Annotated in this window: 11 protein-coding genes; all 11 read left to right on the top strand. The window is 34.4% G+C overall.

The genetic code is table 11. The features are described 5' to 3' along the window. Positions 1-3 precede the first annotated feature (3 nt). Entirely contained in the window at positions 4-1,251 is a 1,248-nt protein-coding gene (locus ACFFVB_RS17245) for an NAD(P)/FAD-dependent oxidoreductase (RefSeq protein ID WP_382384475.1), read from the top strand. A gap of 346 nt (positions 1,252-1,597) precedes the next feature. Then, on the top strand, positions 1,598-3,292 hold the full coding sequence (locus tag ACFFVB_RS17240; protein ID WP_382384474.1) for a GMC oxidoreductase: 1,695 nt from the start codon (positions 1,598-1,600) through the stop codon (positions 3,290-3,292). Between the two features lie 2 nt (positions 3,293-3,294). Beyond that, positions 3,295-3,861 (top strand): gluconate 2-dehydrogenase subunit 3 family protein, encoded by a 567-nt coding sequence (locus ACFFVB_RS17235; protein ID WP_382384473.1) that lies wholly within the window; start codon positions 3,295-3,297, stop codon positions 3,859-3,861. A gap of 866 nt (positions 3,862-4,727) precedes the next feature. Then, positions 4,728-5,960 carry an ROK family protein gene (locus tag ACFFVB_RS17230; protein WP_382384472.1) on the top strand — a complete coding sequence of 411 codons (1,233 nt, stop codon included), beginning with the start codon at positions 4,728-4,730 and terminating at the stop codon, positions 5,958-5,960. 193 nt (positions 5,961-6,153) lie between these two features. Continuing rightward, complete coding sequence (locus ACFFVB_RS17225; protein WP_382384471.1) at positions 6,154-7,896, top strand: arylsulfatase; 1,743 nt, start codon at positions 6,154-6,156, stop codon at positions 7,894-7,896. A gap of 37 nt (positions 7,897-7,933) precedes the next feature. Beyond that, the gene (locus ACFFVB_RS17220) at positions 7,934-9,343 is read left to right on the top strand and encodes a sulfatase family protein (protein ID WP_382384470.1); all 1,410 of its coding nucleotides are present in this window, start codon (positions 7,934-7,936) and stop codon (positions 9,341-9,343) included. 8 nt (positions 9,344-9,351) lie between these two features. Next, on the top strand, positions 9,352-11,646 hold the full coding sequence (locus ACFFVB_RS17215; RefSeq protein ID WP_382384469.1) for a glycoside hydrolase family 95 protein: 2,295 nt from the start codon (positions 9,352-9,354) through the stop codon (positions 11,644-11,646). Between the two features lie 679 nt (positions 11,647-12,325). Further along, positions 12,326-15,556, top strand: a complete 3,231-nt coding sequence (locus ACFFVB_RS17210) for a SusC/RagA family TonB-linked outer membrane protein (RefSeq protein WP_382384468.1) — start codon at positions 12,326-12,328, stop codon at positions 15,554-15,556. A gap of 24 nt (positions 15,557-15,580) precedes the next feature. After that, on the top strand, positions 15,581-17,065 hold the full coding sequence (locus tag ACFFVB_RS17205; RefSeq protein WP_382384467.1) for a RagB/SusD family nutrient uptake outer membrane protein: 1,485 nt from the start codon (positions 15,581-15,583) through the stop codon (positions 17,063-17,065). Positions 17,066-17,087: 22 nt separating this feature from the next. Further along, complete coding sequence (locus tag ACFFVB_RS17200; RefSeq protein ID WP_382384466.1) at positions 17,088-17,759, top strand: fasciclin domain-containing protein; 672 nt, start codon at positions 17,088-17,090, stop codon at positions 17,757-17,759. 11 nt (positions 17,760-17,770) lie between these two features. After that, positions 17,771-18,793: a hypothetical protein gene (locus tag ACFFVB_RS17195; protein ID WP_382384465.1), complete on the top strand. Its 1,023-nt coding sequence runs from the start codon at positions 17,771-17,773 to the stop codon at positions 18,791-18,793. The last annotated feature ends 574 nt before the right edge of the window (positions 18,794-19,367 follow it).

Below are 19,367 nucleotides of genomic sequence, written 5' to 3'. Positions count from 1 at the left end.
TAAATGAGTAAGAATATTGTAATTATTGGTGGCGGCATTACGGGCTTATGTTCTGCCTATTACCTTCAAAAAGAAGGACACCAAGTCACCGTATTAGATCAGTCTGATATGGAATCGGGAGCATCTCATGTTAATGCAGGGTATATAACTCCAAGCCATTTTATTTCTTTGGCGGCCCCCGGAATGATTACAAAAGGAATTAAATGGATGTTTAATTCTGCAAGTCCATTTTATGTAAAACCCAGATTAGATATGGATTTTATTAATTGGACTTTAGCGTTTAAAAAATCGGCAACAAAAGCCAAAGTTGAAAAGTCTATTTCAGCGATTAAAAATATCAATTTATTTTCTCGAGAGCTTTACGAAGACTTAAAACAATCAGCCGATTTTAATTTCCATTACGAGCGTAAAGGACTTTTAATGTGTTATAAGTCTGATCAAGTTGGAGAAGAAGAATGGCATGTTGGACAACGTGGAATTCAAGAAGGTTTAGGTGTTAAAAATTTATCAGCTAAAGAGGTTCAGGAATTAGAACCACATGCGAATTTAAATGTTAAAGGTGCTGTGTATTATGATTGTGATGCGCACATGACCCCGAATTATTTTATGAAAGATATGTTGGCTTACTTAAAAGCAAACGGTGTTGTTTTTCATAAAAATGAAACCGTAATCGACTTAGCATTTTCAAATAATAAAATTACAGAAGTCATTACAGATCAAAGAATGTTGCAACCCGATCAAGTTATTCTTGCAGCGGGAAGTTGGAGTCCGCTAGTCTCTAAAAAACTAGGGATTAAAATACCTATTCAAGCAGGAAAAGGCTACAGGGTAAATGTAAATAGAGAAACAAATATTACAATTCCGGCCATATTGTGTGAAGCTAAAGTGGCGGTTACACCTATGGATGGCTTTACTCGTTTTGCGGGTACCATGGAAATAGCAGGTATTAATAATGCTATTAATCCGAAACGGGTAGATGCTATTGCAACAGCAGCAAAGAATTATTATAATGGTTTAGAAATTACTTCAGAAGAAAAAGAATTGGCTCAATGTGGTTTAAGACCATGTTCTCCAGACGGATTGCCATATATTGGTAAATCGTCCAAATGTGAGAATTTAATTATTGCAACTGGACATGCGATGATGGGGTGGAGCTTGGGACCAGCGACAGGAAAATTAGTTTCAGAAATGGTTTCAGATAAAAAAGTGTCGTTAGACATGTCGTATTATCATCCAGATAGAAAATTTTAACGTTTTAAGTATATCATTTTTCAAAAGAACATGTTGTGTTTTTAATAGATTTTTCTGAATAAAAAGATGTAACAGTAATTATAAATTAAAAAAATGCGAATATAAGAATGAAGGTAGCATTTGAATATTTTTTTCAAATGATTGCTCTTATTTCTCAAAACAGCATCAACGTGATAAACGTTAAATATTTGTGTGTTTTGCTTATTTGTACTAAGTTTAAAGCGGGTTTACAGAAGTTATGAAGTCTTTTTCGTAGCTGTAAAAATATAGCTTTAACAGCTAAGTGTAATTAGATGTTAATTATGCTATTATAGATTTTATTTTAACAAAAAAAAATAATTTACAATTGGAAAAGGAGTTTGATGCCATTGTTATTGGAACTGGGATTTCAGGTGGTTGGGCCGCTAAAGAATTGTGTGAAAAAGGCCTGAAAACATTAGTTTTGGAACGCGGTAGAATGGTAGAACACGGAGATTATCCGACTGCAGAAAAAGATGATTGGGAGTTTGAGCATAGAGGAAAAGCAACTACCGAAGATATAAAAAAGCAAGAGAAGCAAAATCGTACAGGTTTTGTTACCAAGGAAGCTTATAAACATTGGTTTGTAGACGATTTAAAGCATCCATATAACGAGGAAAAACGCTTCGATTGGATACGTGGCTATCACGTAGGCGGAAGGTCTCTGACTTGGGGAAGACAAGCATTGCGTTTTAGTGATATAGATTTTGAAGCCAATAAAAAAGAAAATATAGGTGTAGATTGGCCTATACGTTATAACGATATCGATCCTTGGTATACTAAAGTTGAAAAATTTATTGGTGTATGTGGAGAAAAGATGGACTTGCCACAATTACCAGATGGTTATTTTTCGCCGGCTATGGAATTAAATGTGGTCGAAAAGCATTTTAGAAGTGAAATTAAAAAAGCGTACGACAATAGGACCCTAACCATGGGGCGATTTGTTAATTTAACAGGTGATGTTAAACACGAAGGGCGTTATAATTGCGCCTATCGAAATAGATGTATGCGAGGGTGTCCTTTAGGGGCTTACTTTAGTAGTAATTCTTCAACATTACCTGCCGCCGAAAAAACAGGTAACATGACACTAAGAGTTAATTCTGTAGTGTATGAAATTGTTTACGACGACAAAACTAAAAAAGCAACAGGAGTAAAAGTTATAGATGCAATAACAAAAGAAAAAATCGAGTTTAAAGCTAAGGTTATTTTTTGTTGTGCTTCAGCAATGGCGTCTACAAGTATTTTATTGCAATCTAAATCCGAAAGATTTCCAAACGGAATGGGTAATGATAGCGGTGAATTAGGTCGTAATTTAATGGATCATCATTTTAGAGTTGGAGCTACTGCCGAAACCGATAAATTTGAAGATGTAAGTTATATTAATAATAGACCAACAAGTTTTCATGTTCCAAGATTCCGAAACATCGGAGGACCTGAAGATTCTAAGAATAATTTTTTAAGAGGTTATTCCTTTCAAGGAAGCGCAAGTCGTACAGACTGGAAGCGTGGGATAAAAGAATTAAGTTACGGTAAGGATGTTAAAGAAGAACTTTTAAAACCAGGAACATGGCGTATTGGAATAGTCGGTTTTGGAGAGTGCTTGCCTTATCATGAAAATAAAATGACCCTGAACTACGAGAAAAAAGATGAGTGGGGCTTACCAACAATTACGTTCGATGCAGAGTTTAAAGAAAACGAAATGCAAATGCGTAAAGATATGTTGCAAGAAGCAATTACCATGTTAACCCAAGCTGGTTTTAAGAATGTTAAAGGGTACAATCATACCGAGTCTTTATGGCTAGGGCATGCTATTCACGAAATGGGAACCGCACGAATGGGGCGAGATCCAAAAACATCTGTTTTAAATGAATTTAATCAAGTTCATGCTGTACCAAATGTTTATGTTACAGATGGTGCGTGTATGACATCTTCTGCTAATCAGAATCCATCACTTACTTATATGGCTTTATCGGCTAGAGCTGCAGACCATGCCGCGACTCAAATTAAAAACGAAATATTTTAATTATGGAAAGAAGAGCCGCCGTTAAAAATATGCTACTCGCACTTGGAGCAGCAGTTAGTACATCGACTGTTTTAAGTATTCTTGGATCGTGTACCGAGGATGCAAATACAGGATGGGTATCTACTTTTTACGATCCATCTGAATTTAAGGTCGTCGATAATTTAGTCGATATATTTTTACCTAAAACGTCAATTGTTGGAGGTAAAGATTTAAATCTTGCACAGTTTGTAGATATGATGTCTAACACTGTTTTAGATGAAGAAAAACAAGCAACAGTTAAATTAGGATCAAAAGTATTCATAACAAGATTTGAAGAAAAATTCGATAAGAAAATTGCAAATGCATCTAAAGAAGATTTCGAAGCTTTTATTGCGCTCTACATGAATATTCCTAAAGATAAAGAAGAGGAGGTATTCAGCTTATTGGATACGACCGATTATAAAGGTTTGTCTAAATCCAAACAACAGGATTATCTGCTTTATACTTTTTTAACAACAGTTAGAAGTTATAGCTTTTTAGGGTATTACACCTCAGAGATTGTAGAAGATAAAAGAATGGAGCTGTCCTAAAACTAGCACTAGTGTTAGTTAGGTTTTTTTGCTTATTCTATTTAAATAATAATATATATCCGATAGTCATACGTTATCTTTTCGCGTGTTATTGGTGTCAATACTTAATATAATCGTCCTTCTGAATTCATTTTCAGAAGGACGATTGCTTTTGTTTAATAGTGTGATTGTTTGGTGTAAATACATTTTGTTATTCCTAAATGATTATCCGTTTTAAATGCAATTAAGAGACGTGTATGGCACTGATTTTGTAGGTGTAGACCCTTTGTTTTAAAGTTTTAAAAAGTAAATAAATAAGCTTAAAGTAAGGTGTTTAAATAAATTTGAAATTCTAAAATACAGGTTTTTTAGTGCTTATAAAGAATTGTTGTGATGGTGCTATGGACTTTTAAGTGTCAAATACTTCGGTTAAACACGTGCTTGTTCTAAGATTAGATTCTTAATTATATAGGGTGTTTAAGTAGGGTATGGCCATTCTAAAAAGGTGTTAAAAGCATGTTGCAAAGGCTTTTAAGAAAGGTATTAGTTGTGGTTTGTTTTTGATTCATGTTATTGTGTATTTCTGAATATTTTAAGAAAAAACATGAGTAAAAGCTATTTAATTGCTTAGATTTTAATATAAATATTAAAATTTTATATTTTTTTTATTAAGTTAAAAGTGTTAAGTGTAAACACGTCTAACTTGTTGTTAATTAGTGTTCTGAGTCTGTGTTTCTAGTTTTTTATTAGTGCTATAGTGATCTTGATTCGTGTAAGTTTAAGACGTCTTTTGGTCGTGTAAGTATTTAATTGATAATAATTTTCAATTAATTGTGCTATATTGTAAAAAAAACTTACTTTAATGCCTTTAAAAAGTATTGCTATATATGAGTAAAGAGTATAAAAAAATGGATGTTGCACTTTTACATCTCACAAATAAAAAAGTGATTTTAAAGTTGATAAAGGACAATGTTCAAATCAGTAGATCTGCACTTTCAAAAAAATCTGGATTAACACCACCAACCATTACAAGATTAGTAGATGAGCTTATGCATGTCGACCAATTGGTTGAGAGTATAGGGTTAGGAGATTCTAGTGGTGGTAGACCACCTTTAATTGTTAAGTTAAAAAACGAAAATAATTATCTTATCGGTATCGATTTAGGAGCTACATATATTAGAGGATGCTTAGTGGACTTAAACGCTAATTTTGTTTCGGAAATGCAAGTTTCGACAGAGTTAGAGAAGGGTTTTGAAAGTATTGTTGAAAAGTTAGTTAAAATTGTAGAGAAATTTCAGAAACGAAAGAATCCTGATGATAAAATATGGGGTGTAGGTTTAGGTGTTGCAGGTTTGGTTAATAGTGAAACTGGAATTATCGAATCTTCTCCAGATTTTGGATGGACTAATATCGATTTGGGTAAGGAATTAGATAAGCGATTGGATTTACCATTCTTCTATGATAACTCTACGCGCTTAATGGCCTTGGGGGAATTGAATATGGGAATTCGTGAGAATCAGAAAAATTTTGCGATCATTAATATGGGGTATGGTATTGCTTCTGGTCTAGTGGTCGAAGGTATCTTGCTTAAAGGGTATTCTGGTTTTGCCGGTGAATTTGGTCATATCTCCGTAGATACCGATAGTGAAGTGCAATGTAAATGTGGAATGTACGGGTGTTTGGAGGCTTTGGCTTCTGGTCACAGAATAACGTCTCTAGGTAAAGCTGCGGTAGAGAATAATGAATCAGAGTTGTTGAAGGAACTGGCTAGAGGGGATAAAGAACTGATAACTGCAGAACTCGTCGCTCTTGCTGCTTTGCAAAATGATCCAGCATCTCTCAAAATATATAATGACGTAGCCGAATATCTATGTAAAGGTATTGGAGTGATTTCAAATTTATTGAATCCGGAGACTGTTTATATTGGTGGAGGTGTGTCTTTAAATGGAAATTTATTATTTGACTTAATCGAGAGTAAAAAAAATAAGTACTTACTGCCTTCTAGTGCTAAGGTTAAAATTTTACCAGCCACGCATGGCGATCAAGCTACGGCAATTGGTGCAGTTGCACTGGTGTTAGATAAAATGATGAATTTAGAATTAACGAATCCTAAAAATTAAAACAAGTGCGCTGTTACTAGAGTTTGTAGTAGCTTAAACTCGTGTCATTGTGCCATTAAATTTGAATCCAGATAACATAAGAATGAAAAAATATGAGCTTATACCATTATTGATTTTTTTATCAATTTTTTGTAGTGGTTGTAAAACTGAAAATAAAGAAATTGTAGAAAAATCCGAGGTTAAAAGGCCTAATGTGATTTTAATAATGACCGACGATCAAGGGTATGGCGATTTGGGGGCGCATGGGAATCCCTATGTGAAAACACCTGCAATCGACGCGTTTTATGGTAAAAGTGTGCGTTTTACAGACTTTCACGTAGACCCGTCTTGTTCGCCAACGCGATCTGCTTTACTAACTGGGAACTATTCTGCACGAGCAGGGGTTTGGCACACTATCGGTGGGCGATCGTTGTTAAAAGAAGGTATGGTTACCATGCCGGAGGTGTTTAAAGACAATGGTTATGAAACTGCTGTGTTTGGAAAATGGCATTTGGGAGAAAATTATCCGTTTCGCCCTATGGATCGTGGTTTTAAAGAGTCTATAGTTCATGGTGGTGGCGGTGTTGGTCAGAATCCAGATTACTGGGGTAATAATTATATAGACGATACCTATAAGCATAACGGGGAGTTCGAAAAATACGATGGTTACTGTAATACAGTGTGGTTTGATCAAGCTTTAAACTATATCAAAAAAAATAAAGACAAACCGTTCTTTTGTTATATTCCTACAAATTTACCACATGCGCCACTTATCGTAGACGATAAATATGTGGCACCATATAAGGGCAAAGTTTCCGATAGAATTGCTAACTATTATGGTATGGTAAGTAAGATTGACGAAGATGTTGCAACACTTTTTAAGGAAGTTAAAGACATGGGGTTAGAAGAAAATACAATTGTTATTTTTATGACAGATAATGGTCCTTGCCCATGGTTTGGAGGTGTCGTTATCGATTTTGAAACGGGTTATGTTAAAGAAGGATATACAGATGATATGCGAGGTGGTAAAATATGGGGGTATGAAAATGCGCATCGTGTACCATTTTTTATGCGTTGGCCAAAAGGAAATATTGAAGGCGGAAAGGATATCGATGCCTTGTCTGGACATATTGATGTGATGCCAACTTTAATAGATTTGTGTCAGCTGGAAGTAGATAGCGAACTTAAAATGGATGGTAGAAGTTTAGTGCCGCTATTAAATGAAGACGAAAAAACATGGTCAGACGACCGCTCTATAATCATACATAATCAACGTGTTGAGTATCCTGTGAAAGATAAAGAATATCAGGTGTTAACAAAAGATTGGAGATTAGTAAAAAGAGAGAAAGACGAATTATACAATATTAAAACCGATCCAGGACAAGAAAATAATGTCGTGGCAGATCACCCGGAAATTGTTTCAGATTTATATGAAAGATATAATACGTGGTGGGAAGATGTTTCTGTCGATTTCGATAAATATGCGCAAATACATATTGGGACACCATACGAAAATCCAGTTGGCTTATATCCGCACGATGCTCATACGCGTAATGGAAATAAAATATGGGTTATTAATGTTGCTCGCGATGGAAAGTATAAATTTAATTTAAATCGCTGGCCTCAAGAATCTGGAAAACGTATCGTTGAAAACGGAAACGGAACAAAAGAAATTGATGTTGAAAGCGCACATTTAAATATTGGTAATATTTCTAAAACAGGGGTGGTTTCTAAAGATATGAAGACCGTAACGTTCGAAGTAGAATTAAAAGCTGGTACGACTTGCCTTGAAACATTTTTTACAGTTAAAAATAGCGAGCAAAGGTTAAGAACAGAATGTCTTTATGTGGATTTTATTGAAGAACTTGATCCTTCAGATATAAAAAATTATGTGGCTTCAGATCCGGACAGACTTTTAAAAGATAATTATAAACAAAACGTTGTGCTTTTCGATTGATGCGCTTCAAATTTAAATTAAAGTAAAAATTAAATTCATGAAAAAATTATTTAGGTTAATACCTATATTCTGTTGCTTATTTTTTTTAACAGCATGTGATTCAAAAAAAAAGGAACCGGTTGTCGTTGCTGAAAAAGTAGAAAAACCAAATATTATTTTTATCCTTACCGACGATCAGCGTTGGGATGCATTGGGATTTCAGGGTAATCCAATCATAAAGACTCCGAACATGGATGAATTGGCAGGTTCTGGGGTGTATTTTAAAAACGCATTTGTAACAACACCTATATGTGCGGCGAGTAGAGCAACTTTATTCACAGGTTTATACGAAAGAACGCACGATTTTAATTTTGGGAAACCTAAATTAAAAGATAACTATATGTATGAAAGTTATCCATATTTATTGAAAAAGGCGGGATATAGAACAGGTTTAGTTGGTAAGCTAGGTGTAAAGCTTAATAAGGGAATCGAAGATTCTTTGTTCGATACGTCTAAAAAAACATTCTGGCCATATTTAGTAGAAGTCGATGGTGAAGAAAGACATTTAGCAGATATTAATGGTGATCATGCAATCGATTTTATCAAATCAGAAAAAGGGAAACCATTTTGTTTGTCATTATCATTTTGGTCTCCTCATGCAGACGATGGTGCAGAAGAACAATATTTCTGGCCTAAATATGTGGATAGCTTGTATGTAAATGATACGATTCCTGTACCTGAAACAGCAGATCCTAAGTTTTTTGCAGCGCTTCCAGAATTTATGAAGCATACCATGAATAGAAAAAGATGGTACTGGAGATATGATACGCCTGAGAAATATCAGAAAATGGTAAAAGGGTATTATAAAATGATTAGCACTGTAGATGGTGTTATTGGTAGAATTAGAAAAACATTAGAAGAAGAAGGTTTGGCCGATAATACGGTAATTGTATTTATGGGAGATAATGGTTACTATATGGGAGAACGTGGTTTTTCTGGTAAATGGTTAATGCATGAGCAATCGCTTCGTGTACCGTTAATGATATACGATCCAAGAGAACCTAAATCTGCGCAGTCTAAAACTTTCGACGAGATGGTATTAAATTTAGATATAGCCCCTACATTATTAGATCTTGCTGGAGTAGGTATTCCGGAAAGTTACCAAGGAGAAAGCTTAGTCGAGTTTTATAATAATGATATTTCTAATTGGCGTAAATCTGCATTTTTTGAACACCAAAGAGAAGGGGAATCTTTGCTTCCTAAAACAGAAGCTTTTCGCGACGATACGTATAAATTTATAAGATATGAAGCTGCTCCGGAATTTATAGAGTTGTATAATTTAAAAGAAGATTTTAACGAGGTGAATAACTTAGCCTTGGATAAAAAATATAGTGACCTTGTAGATCTTTATGCTAAAAAGTGTGATTCGGCTGTTGGGAAATTAATGGCGCTTCGAATAAAAAGCTAGTATAAATTATGGAAAAGACTTTTTGGTTAATTAATGTGTTTTTTATAACACTAATTACGGGGTTAACAGCACAGAATATTAATAAGGAACAAAGTTCGGAACAACTTTCTCTTTGGTACGAGCAACCGGCTAAAGCTTGGATGACGGAGGCACTTCCAATAGGAAATGGTCCGCTTGGTGCTATGCTTTTTGGGGGTACAGAGATTGAACGTATTCAATTTAATGAAATAAGTCTTTGGAGCGGAGATAGAATGCCTATAAAAGATGACTTGACGGAAGAAGATATGGGCGCTCATCAGGCTTTTGGAGATATTTACATTCGTTTAGGTCATGATTTCAATAAGGTAACAAACTACAAACGTTCACTCGATTTAAACACTGCGATTCATCTTGTGGAGTACGACTATATGGGTGTTCATTATGTTCAAAAAGCTTTTGCTAGTCATCCTGGAAATGTTATAGTTGTGCAATTAACTGCAGATAAGCCTATGGCATTCACTGGGGATGTTTGGCTTACGGATATGCATGACGGGAAAATCACTTTAGATGAAAAGAATAAAAGGTTTTATTCGGTTGGTGATATGAAAAATGGTTTTGAGTATGAATCCCAATTGCAAGTGTTTACTAGTGGCGAAAAATTGAAAATGAAACGTTCTAATCAGCAAAGTAGTGGTATGGAACCAGTGCCTTTCTTGGGTTTGAATTTTATTAAATCTGATTCCGTTACTTTAATACTTAGTGCAGGTACTAATTTTAAACAAGACTTTAAATCGGAGTGGCTTGGAGAGCATCCGCATGCCAAAGTAACTGAAAATGTAGATGCAGCTTCTTTAAAAGGTGTTGATGCACTTCTTGTAGAACATTTGGCAGATTATCAAAATCTTTTTGGACGTGTATCTTTCGATTTAGGTAAAACAGATTCGAGTTTAAGAGAGAAAAGTACTTTGAAAAGATTACAGGCCTATAAAATGGATAACTCTTTTGATCCTGAATTAGAGGCTTTATTTGCTCAATATGGGAGATATCTTCTTATTAGTTGTTCAAGACCTGGTTCTTTGCCTGCAAATCTGCAGGGTAACTGGAATAATAGTAATCTGCCTGTTTGGGCTGGGGATTATCATTCTAATATCAACTTAGAGATGAATTATTGGCCAGCAGAAACAGCAAATCTTGGTGAATGTCACGTTCCTTTTATCGATTATGTTTCAAGTTTACGTGAGGTTAGTGCTTTAAATACACGAAAGCATTATGGTGATGTTCGTGGTTGGACCATTCAAACTATGAATAATGCCACGGGATTATCTTTTTGGAAATGGAATGCTCCAGGAAGTGCTTGGTATGCACAACACTTGTGGGAACACTATGCTTTTGGTCGTGATAAAGATTATTTAAGAAATACGGCGTATCCTATCTTGAAGGAAATTTGCCATTTTTGGGAAGATCATTTAGTAAGAAGAGCTGATGGAACTTTGGTAACTCCTGATGGATGGTCTCCAGAGCAATATAAGTATGAGCCAGAAGAAGGTGTAACTTACGATCAGGAAATAATTTATGATTTGTTTACAAATACAATTGAAGCGGCAGAAGTTTTAGGAGGAGATGAAGCGTTTAAAAAGAAATTAATTGGCATGAGAGAAGATCTTTTAAAGCCAGCAATAGGACGTTGGGGGCAATTAAAAGAATGGGAAATTGATAAGGATGATCCTGAAGATCATCACAGACATGTTTCTCACTTATTTGCTTTGTATCCAGGGCGTCAAATTAGTGTTGCTAAAACACCTGAACTTGCAGAAGCGGCTAAGGTTTCTTTAAATGCTCGTGGCGATGAGAGTACGGGGTGGAGTAGAGCATGGAAAATTAATTTTTGGGCAAGATTAGGTGATGGTAACCGTTCTTATAAACTCTTGCGTAATTTGATAAATTTAGTAGACGAAACAAAAACCATTTATGGTAATAGTGGTGCTGGTGTGTATTCTAATCTTTTAGATTCACATCCTCCTTTTCAAATAGATGGTAATTTAGGAGCTACAGCTGGTTATTGTGAAATGTTAATGCAGAGTCATGCAGATGAAATTCAGTTACTCCCTGCTTTGCCTTCAGCTTGGCCTGAAGGATCTGTTAAAGGTCTTCGTGCTCGTGGCGGTTTCGAAATTGATATTACTTGGAAAGAGGGTAAGTTAACAGATGTTGTTATTTATTCAGAATCTGGGTTACCATGTAAAGTTACTTATAATGGTAAAGTGTGGGAATCTAAAACAAAAGCAGGTAAATCATATACTTTGAACCAATCATTAAAACGGTAAATACGTTAAAAATATAATAGTTTATAAATTACCTCTAAATGGCCAGAAGAAATTCTGGCCATTTTTAGTTTTATACTTTACTGCAAATTGTCAAATTTAATAATTAAAGCTGCCTAATTATTTATTCATGTTCTATGGTAAGGGGACGTATTTGTGTTACATATTATATAGGTATGCGAGTTTTTACTGTTGTAAGATGATTAGTAGAACATATTTATACGTATTAGTTAGGATTTTGACTTTCTGCTTATTGAGATTAGTGTAAATATTGAGGATATATAGCTGTTTTGGCGTCGGTGTTGTTGGAGATTATGTTGTTTTAACAATAATCTTAAATAAAATGATTTAAATGCAATATTTGGGGTTTCTTTTTAATATAATATTATAAAGAATTGTTAATATAGCATAGTTTGGAGGTAATATCTGACACCCTACGCTTGCTTTGTTAAAATAGTATGCTCTTATGTTAATTTTAGACAAAGGAAATGTTAATATTTAACATAATTTAGATTTTTATTAAGAAAACTTAAATAAAATGTAAACAAAAAACAGGTAGCCAAACTTATTTTACTAACATTAAAAAGATTTATTCATTCATTTAAATACCAAAATAATTATGAAAAAAAAACACTGTTATAAACAAATCTCACTATTGCGACTACTAGCAATAAATAAAAATATGGTCACGCAAGTCGCCGTTCTTCTTTTATTTATAAGCGGTGTGAATGCGATGGCGTCAAGTGTGCCACTCAACGAGATGAGTAGCTTTACTGATGGCGATGTTAAAAAATCTGAAGAACTTGTACCTCAAGATACTGTTATTACAGGTACGGTTGTAGATGTAAATGGTGTTACATTACCGGGAGTTACAATATATTTAAAAGGTTCTTCTATTGGAGTTGTGTCGTCTTTTGATGGTAAGTATACTATTGACGCTCCTATACAGCATAAAACCTTGGTGTTTGCTTATATGGGAATGGTAACTCAAGAAGTTAAATTAACAGGACAGACTGTAGTTAATGTAAAGCTTTTAGAAGAAAGCGAAAGTTTAGACGAAGTCGTAGTTGTAGGATACCAGTCTATTAAGAAAAAAGATGCAACAGCTTCTATTGTAAGTGTTAAAGCAGAAGATATCGAAAACTTTCCAGCATCTACTTTCGAAGATGTTTTACAAGGTCAACTTGCTGGGGTTAACATTCAATCTTTATCTGGAGAGCCAGGAGTAAAAGATGTTTTTGTTATTCGTGGTAATACAAATATATCGTCTGATATAGATGGAGAATTAAGTGCTGGAGGTACTGGATTTTCTAATCCATTATATGTCCTTGATGGTGTTCCAACTACCCTTGAAGATTTAGCAGGTTTCGATGCGACAAATACAAACTTCCTTGCATCTCTTAACCCGAATGATATCGAATCGATAGATATTTTAAAAGATGCTTCCGCTGCTGCTATCTACGGTTCTCGTGGAGCAAATGGGGTTGTACTTATTAAAACAAAAAGAGGTAAAATTGGAGCGCCTGTTTTTACATTTAACACCTATTTAGGGGTGTCTAATACGCCTGATTTGATAGATGTTGAAACCGGTGTTGCCGAACGAAATGCGAAATACGATTTACTTAATAATTATTGGAATTATGACAGAATTAGAGACAATGTGCCAATGATTCTTTCAGATAGTTTAAACCCAGCGTTTAATAATAATGTAAACTATCAAGGGTTATTTTACCAACCAGGTATCATTCAGAATTATGATTTTGGTGTGTCTGGAGGTTCAGAGAAATCTAACTATAGAGTGAATCTTGGATATTACGACGAAGAAGGAATTGTTGTAGGTACTGGATTTTCACGTATTTCTGCAAGTATTAACTTAGGTATTAAAATTAATGACAAGGTAGATAACCAAACGGTTGTACGTTTAGGATATGTAGACAGACAAACAGGGTTAGGGAATACAAACGCCTCTACAGGAACATTTCCTATAAACCCATTACGAATGAATTCTTCTTTGTTATATATGTCACCTTTAGAAGAATCTGCATTATTAGGTAGATATGATGATATTAGAAACGAAAACATTAATTATACGGTGTCGTTTAGTAACACGTTAAGAGCTAAACTTATCGAAGGTTTGTATTTTAATAATACAGTATCGCTTTCAACAAATTCTACAAAGCGGGATTATTTTGTACCATCTACAATAAATTCTTCTGGAGAGTCTTATGCAGAGTACACGAGTACGGGTACTAAAAATGTGAATATGGATAACTTCTTGTCTTATACAAAAACGTATAAAGAAGTTCATTCTTTTAATGCTTTAGTAGGAACATCTCTTAATTATAATCAGAGTGATCTAATTAGAGTAGGAGGTATTGATTCTGCTAGTGATCAAATACAAACCGTTACGGGTATAGATCAAGAAAATATTTTTGGTAGAAGTACATTTTCTGAAAACGGAATGCTTTCTTTTTGGGGGCGTTTAGGATATAGATTTGATGAAAAATATTTAGTCGATGTAAACTTTAGAGCAGATGCTTCTTCTCGTTTTGGTTCTAATACAAGATGGGGTTATTTCCCTGCTATTTCAGCAGGTTGGGTATTCTCTGAAGAGTCTTTTGTTCAAGAGGCTTTACCATGGATTAGTTTTGGAAAATTATACGCAAGTTATGGTGTTAACGGTAGTCAGTTTTCTAATGATTATTTACGTTTTAATACGTACGATACAGGTAGTGCAGGTTACGGTTTAGGTACAGGTACGCGTCCGGTATCAACTTATAACGGTACAACAGTGGTTACTCCTAATTATAGTAAAATTGCCAACCAAGATTTATCTTGGGAGCGTTCTACACAATGGAATTTAGCATTAGACTTAGAGTTGTTTAATCGAAGAATTTTTATGACACCAGAAATTTATAATCGTGAAACTACAGATTTATTATTTGATGTCGATTTCCCTGTGGAAAGTGGATATACTAAATCTCAAGCAAATATCGCTGGAGTTAGAAACTACGGATGGGAATTTTCTTTAAATGCTTATGTGTTTGATCCAGCTAAAGATTTTCAATGGCAAGTCGGGTTTAACGTGGCGCATAACACCAACCAAATTACAGCATTACCAAACGGTAACCGTGACTGGGTAACAGGAACTAGAAGTTTAACAGTAGGAGAGGCGCTTAACTCGTATTACTTCCTAGAAAATACAGGGGAAGTATATAGCACTGTAGACGATATACCAGTAGATCCTTACACGGGAAGTTTGTTGCCAATACAGTTTAACGGATCTACAAAAGTAGGTAGTTATGGCTATGTAGATGTAGATGGAGATTATATTATAGAGTTTGGAGACGACCATATTGTGATTCCGGGTGCAGATCCAAATCCAAAGTATACAGGAGGTATTACAAATACATTCTCATATAAAAATTGGAATTTACGTATCGTTTCAAGTTTCACTGCAGATAGAACAATATTTAACCAAACCTTAGTAACTAGTTTATGGGGTATTAGTAAAGATAACGCAAGTCAGATTCCTTACAATTGGTCAAATTACAATACACCTGTACTTAGTAATTTCGATTATTGGAGAGAGCCAGGAGATGTTACTAAATATGCGTCTTTAGATCCAGGTGGAAATAATTATTTAAATAACAGAACGCAACAATCAATCTGGTTAGAAGACGGGGATTACTTTAAGATTGGGAGTATTACTTTGAGTTATAATTTTGATAGAGCTTTACTAAAGAGAATCGGATTTAAAGGTTTACGTGTATATGGTACAATGACTAACGTGGCTACATTCCAGAAATTTACAGGTCCAGATGCAGAGCGTGTAAATGTTGCCGGTTACGATATGGGATCTGGTTATGCACAGCCTCGTAAGATTACTTTGGGGATGAATGTTAAATTTTAATAAAAAACTTTTAAAAATATATATATGAAATATTTTAAATATAAAATAATAGCACTTTTCGTTATGTCAGGTTTACTATTCAATAGCTGTAGCGATTGGTTAGAGATGGAGCCTATTAACGAAACATATGGTGATGTGTTTTGGACTTCAGAAAGTGCCGCACAACAAACCTTAGCGGGAGGGTATTCTTTGCTTCGTACCGCATTGTTAAAAGGGAACCTGTTTTTAAATTGGGGAGAATTAAACGGTACAACTGTACGGTATAAAACATTAACAAATTCAGAAAAATTTGGTACCACGAGTTTTCCGAATTCTAGTGCATCTGAAATGCAATGGGGACCTTTCTTTAAAGTCATTGCGCAGTGTAATCTTGTTCTTGAAGAAACAGCCAAATTAGATGAATCACTTTTTGACAATGGCCTTGAAGGGAAAGAAAAAATACTTGGAGAAGCTTACTTTTTAAGAGCATTTACATATTTCTATATGGTAAAAGTATGGGGAGATGTGCCATTAGTGCTAGAGGCAGTTACAGAGGTTAATGATGTGTTGACTGAAGATGGTTATATTATAAATGTATCTCAATCACCAGAAATGGAAGTGTTAGAGCAATGTATAGTAGATTTACAAATTGCAGAACAATACCTTGATTATGGTGTCTTTGGAAGTTCAGAGTGGGCAGTACAAGGTAACAAAGGATCTGTGCAAGCACTTATGGCACACGTGTACCTTTGGATGGATAAACCAGCAGAATCGGAAGTTGCGGCAGCGAATATGATTTCTCAAGGTGGATATTCTTTAGTAGATTATACTGATTCTTTAGCGGTAGTAAATATGTTTGTTGGACGCTCTACAGAAGGTGTATTCGAATTAAATATCGATTACGGGGATAGTGAATCTTACTCGAATAATGGTATGGCTCAAAAAACACTTTATTATCCATATATAGATATTCCTGGCTATGTAGAAAAAGGTGCTACTTTAAACATTAGAAAGGAGACGGTAGAGCCTTTGTATGATTCAACAGATGTAAGAATAAAAAGATTTTTTGGATTCTGGGAAACCGAACGTCCAATTACTTTAAAGTATGCGAGTGTAGTTTATGAAGATGAGGCTAATAAAACCATCACTACTACTCATGGAATTTGTAATACACTATTGTTTAGATTATCGGGTATCATGCTTTTAAGAGCAGAGGCTTTAGCGAAACTAGGACAATATGGAGAAGCAAGAACATTGTTAAATACGATAAGAGCAAGAGCTGGCGCTCCAAATTTTGATGGTGCAGATGCCGATTTACAACATGAAGTTTATCTAGAGCGTACAAGAGAGCTTATTAGTGAAGGGCATGCAATGTTTGATAGAATTCGTAATGATGAGTGGGACGATATTTCGTGGATGACTTCAGTGCGTGAAGAGCAAAAAGGGTATTACTGGCCAGTAGCATCTTCGTATATCATCGACAATCCATTATTAGTACAGAATCCGTTCTGGGCAACTATTACTTATTAATACTTTAAAATAGACAAGACATATGAAAAAATATATTCTTTTAATATTTGTTGTAGCAATTGCTTTTGTGGGTTGCGAACAAAGTGATTACCTAATAGATGGTGGCGTGCACGATCCAAATGTAAATATGACGACGTACGAGTATTTACAAACAAACCCAGTATTCGATACACTAGTTCTTCTTATAGATCGTGCTGGATTGCAAGAAGAGATTAATGGTGATGTTACCTTTTTTCCGCCAACAGATTTTTCGATAAAAAATTATTTAGATAAGAAGTTCCAAGATACACTTGCTCAAGATCCGTTTGTAGAATGGTCTATGGAAGACATTCCTGTAGAAACGTTAAGAGATTCTTTAAAGATGTACATCGTACCTTCTAAATTAAATAGAACAGATTTAACAGATGATACTCAAGTGCATCAGACTTTATTAGGGAACGATGTTGGCGTGGCGTTAATTGCTGTAGAAGACGATTATACAAATCAAGTAAGTACATGGCCTGAATATGTGTATTATACATTTATTAGAGGTGCTGGGTTAGACGTTTCAGGAACAATTCCTGCAGATGAAGAATTGGATGTAATTGAAAGAGCTCAAACTTCTGGTATTCAAACTAATACAGGTGTGATACACGTGTTGGAAAATAGTCATACCATGTTCTATTTCATACAAAATCATTTTGTTGAAAACTAAAAAATATACTTATGAAAAAAACAAATAAAATAATAATGGCTGCACTGTCTCTGTCTTTTCTTATTGCGGCATGTAGTGAAGTGGAAACAGGTTATTTAAGTGGTTATATAAAATATGAAAACCCTGTATTGTATGTACAGTCAGGTACAGATGTTAGTACCGGGAAATTATTACCAGATGGATCGACGAAGCCACTTACAGTCGAAATGTTAGAAATTAGAAATAAAGAAACTGGTGAGATAGCAGAAGATTTATTAACTGAGCGACCTATAGTAAACTGGTTGGAAGCCTATAATTACGAGACTGATAGTACGTTAGCGCAGATAGAAGAAAAGTTGGTGTATGTAGATGCTCCTGCATTTAATTTTAATACTGTAAATGGGGAAATACGTTGGAATGCAAATACACAATATGCGGAAGCAGAACAATACGAATTTGATTTAAAAATATCAAATGTAAGAGGATCAGATGTGTTTCCAAATATTGGTCAAGTTGAGATTACACCTTTTGAAGCTGTGACCTTTGTTAATGGTACACGTGTGCAAGTGAGAAGTTTAGATCCGGTAAAGACTATATATAATGTTACTGAGTCAGTGGATGTATTGAACACCGGTGATAGTGAAATAAACACAGTAACCAAAATTTCAGACGAATCAGCACCAGGTATTACTGTTATACTTAAAGTTGTAGACAAGAACGGTACACCGTTTAATCCTAAGACAGGAGAGGTGTTGCCTAATTGGTCAGGTTCAAATTTACCATCTTACGAACAATCATCTGTTAATACAGAACTTACCGATGAAGCTTTTATCTATCATTTTCCAGTAACACCTTTTCCATACTATACGTGGTATCATAAAAACCCGTTAATGTATTACCATATTCCAGAAGGGACCCTTGGTAATTTAGATGATAATGAAGATTACGACCCAATAAATGGACGGTATTGGTTAAACTTTAGAACCAATCTTAGAATTAATGGTCCTGGAACTTGGGAGATTTTAATTAGATTTCCAACCGTTACACATATATAGTACATGTGAACCGTTTTAAAATATTTTCTATTTATTTAGTTTGGTTAATTTTTTAATAAATAGAAGATTTTTCATGTAGTGTTTGAGTTTTTTTTTAATCCCAGGTTAATAGTTTAACCTGGGATTTTTTCGTTTTAGGTTTTTTAGGAGGTGTTTTTAATACTGTATATGTTGCATTTATGTATCCGTTATTAAGTTTTATTTACCCTGTTTCTTCAAGCCAATTTCATGTGTTTATATATACTTTCTAAAGAAATGTTAGCAATCAAATCCGTTAATATTTTTTTCAATAAAGCAACGCTTTCTTAAATTTAGTTAAGATAGTATTATGTTTGGTTAATTTTATAACTAATAAAGGAGCCTCATCTTATTATTTTTGGAAACAAATAATCTGTGGTGTCTATTAAAAATGATATTAATAACTTTTTTTTAATATTGAATTAAGTCTACTGTAAGCTCTTTTTTATTTCTGTAAGGAGCAAAAGATTAAAAGTTAAACGTGTTTTATAGTTAAAGTATCTCCTATATATGAAAAAATGGTTTGTTTTTGTTTGTTTAAGTTTTTTATTGATTT

Source organism: Formosa undariae, from assembly GCF_042427615.1.
Taxonomy (GTDB): Bacteria; Bacteroidota; Bacteroidia; order Flavobacteriales; family Flavobacteriaceae; genus Formosa; species Formosa undariae.
The sequence above is the reverse complement of the archived record's forward strand: the minus strand, read 5'-3'. Positions and strand labels throughout refer to the sequence as shown.

Coding starts and splice junctions, on each gene's coding strand:
- ACFFVB_RS17210 (WP_382384468.1), top strand. CDS start 12,326: ATGGTCACGCAAGTCGCCGTTCTTCTTTTATTTATAAGCGGTGTGAAT.
- ACFFVB_RS17220 (WP_382384470.1), top strand. CDS start 7,934: ATGAAAAAATTATTTAGGTTAATACCTATATTCTGTTGCTTATTTTTT.
- ACFFVB_RS17205 (WP_382384467.1), top strand. CDS start 15,581: ATGAAATATTTTAAATATAAAATAATAGCACTTTTCGTTATGTCAGGT.
- ACFFVB_RS17230 (WP_382384472.1), top strand. CDS start 4,728: ATGAGTAAAGAGTATAAAAAAATGGATGTTGCACTTTTACATCTCACA.
- ACFFVB_RS17200 (WP_382384466.1), top strand. CDS start 17,088: ATGAAAAAATATATTCTTTTAATATTTGTTGTAGCAATTGCTTTTGTG.
- ACFFVB_RS17195 (WP_382384465.1), top strand. CDS start 17,771: ATGAAAAAAACAAATAAAATAATAATGGCTGCACTGTCTCTGTCTTTT.
- ACFFVB_RS17215 (WP_382384469.1), top strand. CDS start 9,352: ATGGAAAAGACTTTTTGGTTAATTAATGTGTTTTTTATAACACTAATT.
- ACFFVB_RS17235 (WP_382384473.1), top strand. CDS start 3,295: ATGGAAAGAAGAGCCGCCGTTAAAAATATGCTACTCGCACTTGGAGCA.
- ACFFVB_RS17245 (WP_382384475.1), top strand. CDS start 4: ATGAGTAAGAATATTGTAATTATTGGTGGCGGCATTACGGGCTTATGT.